This window comes from Cedecea sp. P7760, assembly GCF_013386425.1.
Classification (GTDB): Bacteria; Pseudomonadota; Gammaproteobacteria; order Enterobacterales; family Enterobacteriaceae; genus Cedecea; species Cedecea selenatireducens.
Map to the genome: position 1 here is coordinate 122,143 of NZ_JACARU010000050.1, position 6,000 is coordinate 128,142.

At 53.5% G+C, this 6,000-nt stretch carries 7 protein-coding genes and 1 tRNA gene; all 8 read left to right on the plus strand.

Annotated features, from left to right (window positions below; all coding sequences use genetic code 11):
- Positions 1-67: 67 nt before the first annotated feature.
- The 8 genes from ybgC (at position 68) to HX778_RS17275 (ending at position 5,937) form a co-directional block, all read left to right on the plus strand.
- Positions 68-472, plus strand: coding sequence for a tol-pal system-associated acyl-CoA thioesterase (gene ybgC / locus HX778_RS17240; protein WP_008456156.1), 405 nt, complete (start codon positions 68-70; stop codon positions 470-472).
- Positions 469-1,155, plus strand: coding sequence for a Tol-Pal system protein TolQ (tolQ, locus tag HX778_RS17245; protein ID WP_038474561.1), 687 nt, complete (start codon positions 469-471; stop codon positions 1,153-1,155). The genes ybgC and tolQ overlap by 4 nt, the downstream gene beginning before the upstream one ends.
- A gap of 13 nt (positions 1,156-1,168) precedes the next feature.
- The gene (gene tolR, locus HX778_RS17250; RefSeq protein WP_008456166.1) at positions 1,169-1,594 is read left to right on the plus strand and encodes a colicin uptake protein TolR; all 426 of its coding nucleotides are present in this window, start codon (positions 1,169-1,171) and stop codon (positions 1,592-1,594) included.
- A gap of 32 nt (positions 1,595-1,626) precedes the next feature.
- Positions 1,627-2,922 (plus strand): cell envelope integrity protein TolA, encoded by a 1,296-nt coding sequence (tolA, locus tag HX778_RS17255; protein WP_176982621.1) that lies wholly within the window; start codon positions 1,627-1,629, stop codon positions 2,920-2,922.
- A gap of 131 nt (positions 2,923-3,053) precedes the next feature.
- Positions 3,054-4,346, plus strand: coding sequence for a Tol-Pal system beta propeller repeat protein TolB (tolB, locus tag HX778_RS17260; RefSeq protein WP_038474555.1), 1,293 nt, complete (start codon positions 3,054-3,056; stop codon positions 4,344-4,346).
- Between the two features lie 31 nt (positions 4,347-4,377).
- Positions 4,378-4,899 carry a peptidoglycan-associated lipoprotein Pal gene (gene pal, locus HX778_RS17265; RefSeq protein ID WP_008456172.1) on the plus strand — a complete coding sequence of 174 codons (522 nt, stop codon included), beginning with the start codon at positions 4,378-4,380 and terminating at the stop codon, positions 4,897-4,899.
- 9 nt (positions 4,900-4,908) lie between these two features.
- Positions 4,909-5,697, plus strand: coding sequence for a cell division protein CpoB (gene cpoB / locus HX778_RS17270; RefSeq protein ID WP_038474550.1), 789 nt, complete (start codon positions 4,909-4,911; stop codon positions 5,695-5,697).
- 164 nt (positions 5,698-5,861) lie between these two features.
- Positions 5,862-5,937 (plus strand) — tRNA-Lys (locus tag HX778_RS17275).
- Positions 5,938-6,000: the final 63 nt, after the last annotated feature.

Consider the following 6,000-nt stretch of genomic DNA (forward strand, 5'->3'; position numbering starts at 1 on the left):
ATCCATTCCAAACCCTCATTCTCTTGCGTATAGTAAGCAGCGTTAAATTGTATTACCGGGATGTAAAGTGAGTACAACGCTGTTTCGATGGCCGGTTCGTGTTTACTACGAAGACACAGACGCCGGGGGTATGGTTTACCATGCCAGTTATGTTGCTTTTTACGAAAGAGCACGCACAGAGATGCTGCGCCAGCACAACTTTAACCAGCATTCCTTGTTGGCGGAGCGTGTCGCCTTTGTCGTACGCAGGATGACCGTTGATTATCTTGCGCCTGCCCGACTCGACGATTTACTCGAAATCCAAAGTGAAATTACATCGATGCGCGGCACTTCTATGGTGTTTACGCAGCGAATAGTCAACGCTGAAAATCAGTTACTGAACCAAGCTGAAGTGCTGATTGTTTGTGTTGATCCACACCTTATGAAGCCTCGTGCGCTTCCCAAGTCTATTGTCGCGGAGTTCAAGCAGTGACTGACATGAATATCCTTGATTTGTTCCTGAAGGCTAGCCTTCTGGTCAAATTTATCATGTTGATTTTGATTGGTTTTTCCATCGCATCATGGGCAATCATCATTCAGCGAACGCGTATCCTTAATGCTGCCAGCCGTGAAGCTGAGGCGTTTGAAGACAAGTTCTGGTCCGGGATCGAACTGTCTCGCCTGTATCAGGAAAGCCAGGGCCGTCGCGAAAGCCTGAGCGGTTCTGAGCAAATTTTCTATTCCGGTTTTAAAGAGTTCGCGCGTCTGCATCGCGCAAACACCCACGCGCCAGAAGCCGTGGTTGAGGGGGCATCCCGTGCGATGCGTATCTCGATGAGCCGCGAGCTGGAAACGCTGGAAACCCATATTCCTTTCCTTGGCACCGTTGGTTCCATCAGCCCGTACATCGGTCTGTTTGGTACGGTGTGGGGGATCATGCATGCGTTTATCGCCCTCGGTGCGGTGAAGCAGGCAACGCTGCAAATGGTTGCGCCGGGTATTGCTGAAGCGCTGATTGCGACTGCGATTGGTCTGTTTGCCGCTATTCCGGCCGTTATGGCGTACAACCGCCTCAACCAACGCGTGAACAAACTGGAATTGAATTACGACAACTTCATGGAAGAGTTCACGGCTATCCTGCACCGTCAGGCTTTTACCAGCAGCGAAAAGCAGTAACAAGGGGTAAGTCATGGCCAGACGCGGACGTGGTCGTCGTGAGCTGAAGTCAGAAATTAACATCGTTCCATTGCTGGACGTGCTGTTGGTGCTGCTGCTGATCTTTATGGCAACGGCGCCGATCATCACCCAGAGCGTCGAGGTGGATCTGCCGGATGCGACAGATTCCCAGACCGTCAGCAGTAACGATGAGCCGCCGGTCATTATCGAAGTGTCCGGGGTAGGGCAGTACAGCGTAGTGGTTGAAAAAGATCGTATGGATCAGCTGCCGTCAGAGCAGGTTGTTGCGGAAGCGCAGCGCCGCCTGCAGGCAAATCCTAAAACGGTCTTTTTGATCGGCGGTGCAAAAGATGTTCCGTATGATGAGATCATCAAGGCGCTGAATCTGTTGCATCAGGCGGGCGTGAAGTCCGTCGGTTTGATGACACAGCCAATCTGATCCATTTCGCTTAAAACGTTTGGGAACCGAGAGTGTCAAAGGCAACCGAAGAGAACGCTAAATTAAAACGAGCGATCGTCGTTTCAGTGGTGCTGCACATCATTTTGATTGGCATCCTGATCTGGAGCTCGTTTGATGAGCACATTGATGCATCCGCGGGCGGTGGCGGTGGTTCTTCTATTGACGCGGTGATGGTTGACCCGGGTGCGGTAGTGGATAACTACAATCGCCAACAGCAGCAGCAGGCAAGCAGCAAACGTGCCGCCGAGCAGCGTGAAAAACAGGCGCAGCAGCAGGCAGAAGAGCTTCAGCAAAAACAGGCGGCAGAGCAACAGCGCCTGAAAGAGCTGGAGAAAGAGCGTTTAGCGGCTCAGGAGCAGGCAAAAGCGCAGGCCGAGCAGCAGAAGCAGGCTGAAGCGGCCGCGAAGCAGGCTCAGGAACAGCAGAAACAGGCTGAGACCGCTGCCGCTGCTGCGAAAGCAAAAGCCGATGCGCAGGCGAAAGCTCAGGCTGATGCCCAGGCGAAGGCTGCGGAAGAAGCGGCGAAGAAAGCCGCGGCGGACGCTCAGAAGAAAGCGACTGAAGAAGCGGCTAAGAAAGCGGCTGACGCAGAGAAAAAAGCGGCCGCAGACGCTGCCGCAGCAGCGAAGAAAGCTCAGCAGGATGCTGAGAAAAAAGCTGCAGATGCTGCCGCTAAGAAAGCTGCGCAGGATGCCGAGAAGAAAGCTGCCGCAGAGGCCGCGAAAGAGGCTGCTGCCGAAAAAGCGGAAGCGGCTAAACAGGCTGCTGCCGAAAAAGCAGCGGCTGAAAAGGCTGCCGAGAAGGCCGCCGCTGATAAAGCTGCCGCCGCGAAAGCCGCAGCAGACAAGAAAGCGGCTGCTGACGCGAAGAAAAAGGCGGCTGCTGAGAAAGCCGCTTCTGACAAAGCCGCAGCGCAGGGCGTTGACGACTTATTCGGTGATTTAAGCTCAGGTAAGAATGCACCGAAAACGGGCGGTGGGGCGAAAGGTAATGCCGCAGCCGCCGCCGGAAAAGGGAATAATAAAAACAACGGCGCAAGCGGCGCAGAGATCAACGGCTACGCAGGTCAGATAAAGGCAGCGATCGAGAGCAAGTTCTATAACGATCCTTCGTTTGCCGGTAAGACCTGTTCACTGCGGATCAAGCTGGCGCCGGACGGCCTTCTGCTTGATATCAAGCCAGAAGGTGGCGATGCGGCACTTTGCCAGGCTGCCGTTGCGGCAGCGCGTCTGGCGAAGATTCCTAAGCCGCCAAGCGAAGCTGTTTATGAAGTCTTCAAGAACGCACCGATCGACTTTAAGCCTTAACGCGGTTTTCCCCGCCACAACGGGGAAAGCACACTAAGCTGAGTTACAGGGTTTTGGTAGTTTTGTGTATTTGGGTTTGTTAACATTCTGCTAAATTATCGTGGGCTTTCCGCCCGGATAAGGGAGATATGATGAAGCAGGCATTTCGTGTAGCGTTAAGTTTCTTAATGCTGTGGGCAGCGGTGCTGCACGCAGAAGTTCGTATCGAGATCACCCAGGGTGTCGACTCTGCTCGTCCAATTGGTGTGGTTCCGTTTACCTGGGCAGGCCCTGGCGCCGCGCCTGAAGATATTGGTGGCATTGTTGCTGCCGACCTGCGTAACAGCGGTAAATTCAATCCTCTCGACAGATCTCGCCTGCCTCAGCAGCCGGGTTCTGCTCAGGAAGTTCAGCCTGCAGCCTGGACCGCGCTCGGTATTGACGCCGTCGTGGTAGGTCAGGTTACGCCAAACGGCGACGGGAGTTACACCGTTGCTTACCAACTGGTCGACACCTCAGGTGCGCCGGGCACGGTGCTGGCCCAGAACTCCTACAAAGTGAACAAGCAGTGGCTGCGTTATGCAGGCCACACCGCCAGCGACGAAGTGTTTGAGAAGCTGACCGGGATTAAAGGCGCATTCCGTACCCGTATTGCTTACGTTGTACAGACCAATGGCGGCCAGTTCCCGTATGAGCTGCGTGTTTCTGATTACGATGGCTACAACCAGTTTGTGGTTCACCGTTCTCCGCAGCCGCTGATGTCTCCTGCATGGTCTCCGGACGGCAGCAAACTGGCTTATGTGACCTTCGAAAGCGGCCGTTCTGCGCTGGTTGTGCAGACGCTGGCTAACGGCGCAGTGCGTCAGATTGCTTCGTTCCCGCAGCACAACGGCGCACCGGCATTCTCTCCGGACGGTTCTAAGCTGGCGTTCGCGCTGTCTAAAACCGGTAGCCTGCAGCTGTACGTGATGGACCTGGGTTCTGGCCAGATTCGTCAGGTGACTGAAGGTCGCAGCAACAATACCGAACCAACCTGGTTCCCGGACAACCAAACCCTGGCCTATACCTCTGACCAGGCGGGTCGTCCACAGATTTATAAAGTCAGTATTAGTGGCGGTGCTCCGCAGCGTCTTTCCTGGGAAGGTGGTCAGAACCAGGATGCCGATGTCAGTGCCGATGGTAAAATTATGGTAATGGTCAGCTCCGCTAGCGGTCAGCAGCACATTGCCAAACAGGATCTGGTAGCGGGTGGCGTAACAACTTTATCGTCAACGTTCCTGGATGAAACGCCAAGTCTGGCACCTAACGGCACTATGGTAATCTACAGCTCTTCTCAGGGGATGGGATCCGTGCTGAATTTGGTTTCAACAGATGGGCGTTTCAAAGCGCGTCTTCCGGCAACTGATGGACAGGTCAAATTCCCTGCCTGGTCGCCGTATCTGTGATAACAATATTGATTATTAAAGGATCAAAGAAATGCAACTGAACAAAGTGCTGAAAGGGCTGATGATTGCTCTGCCGGTTATGGCTATCGCGGCGTGTTCTTCTAACAAGAGCGCCAACAATGGTCAGAGCGGTGAAGGTATGCTGGGTGCCGGCACTGGTATGGACGCTAACGGCCACGGCAACATGTCTTCTGAAGAGCAGGCTCGTCTGCAGATGCAACAGCTGCAGCAGAACAACATCGTTTATTTCGGTCTGGACAAATACGATGTTAGCTCTGAATTCGCTGCAATGCTGGATGCGCACGCTAACTTCCTGCGTAGCAACCCGTCTTACAAAGTGACCGTAGAAGGTCATGCGGATGAGCGCGGTACCCCAGAGTACAACATCGCCCTGGGCGAACGTCGTGCTAACGCCGTTAAAATGTACCTGCAAGGTAAAGGCGTTTCTGCAGACCAGATCTCCATCGTTTCTTACGGTAAAGAAAAACCTGCAGTACTGGGTCATGACGAAGCGGCATACGCTAAAAACCGTCGTGCCGTACTGGTTTACTAAGAGAATCGCATGAGCAGTAACTTCAGACATCACTTGTTGAGTCTGTCGTTACTGGTTGGCATAGCGGCCCCCTGGGCCGCTAATGCTCAGGCGCCAATCAGTAGTGTCGGCTCAGGCTCGGTCGAAGACCGTGTCACTCAACTCGAGCGTATTTCTAACGCTCACAGTCAGCTTTTGACCCAACTCCAGCAACAACTCTCCGATAACCAGAATGATATTGATTCCCTGCGCGGTCAGATTCAGGAAAACCAGTATCAGCTGAATCAGGTTGTGGAGCGTCAAAAGCAAATTTTGCTGCAGATGGATAGCCTTAGCGGCGCGGCTGCGGGAGCAGGGCAACAGCCTGCTGCCGGTGCCTCTCAGGGGGCGACCACGCCGGACGCAGGAGCCTCTAACGCGGCCCCTGCGGCTCCAGCGCAGGGCGGTGACGCAAACAGCGATTACAATGCAGCCATCGCGCTGGTGCAGGATAAATCGCGCCAGGACGATGCCATCAACGCCTTTCAGAGCTTTGTGAAGAAGTATCCGGATTCAACTTATCTGCCGAACGCCAACTATTGGCTCGGTCAGTTGAATTACAACAAAGGTAAAAAGGATGATGCGGCGTTTTATTTTGCCTCCGTGGTGAAAAATTACCCGAAATCACCGAAGGCTCCGGACGCCATGTTTAAGGTCGGCGTGATCATGCAGGACAAAGGCGACGTCGCAAAAGCGAAAGCCGTCTACCAGCAGGTCGTAAAACAGTATCCGGGAACCGACGGTGCAAAGCAGGCTCAAAAACGCCTGAACGCACAGTAATGCTTGCGGCCTGACCAGATATCGTCGTTTTTCTGGTCTTGCCGTGCGAAACGTAAGCAGTTGAACGATATGCGTCAAAATTATTGTTGCGTCAAAATCTTAAATCAGTAATATATGCCGCCGTTGCCAAGGGATACGAAACAAACCCAAAGTGACGCAAAAGTGGGTCGTTAGCTCAGTTGGTAGAGCAGTTGACTTTTAATCAATTGGTCGCAGGTTCGAATCCTGCACGACCCACCACTTTAAAGTAGATGCAGTAAAGAAGTTTGCAGTAACCGCACAGCGGGTCGTTAGCTCAGTTGG

Bases quoted from the DNA above. Each gene is read 5' to 3' on its own strand.
- tolR (WP_008456166.1), top strand. From the start codon at position 1,169: ATGGCCAGACGCGGACGTGGTCGTCGTGAGCTGAAGTCAGAAATTAAC.
- tolB (WP_038474555.1), top strand. From the start codon at position 3,054: ATGAAGCAGGCATTTCGTGTAGCGTTAAGTTTCTTAATGCTGTGGGCA.
- pal (WP_008456172.1), top strand. From the start codon at position 4,378: ATGCAACTGAACAAAGTGCTGAAAGGGCTGATGATTGCTCTGCCGGTT.
- cpoB (WP_038474550.1), top strand. From the start codon at position 4,909: ATGAGCAGTAACTTCAGACATCACTTGTTGAGTCTGTCGTTACTGGTT.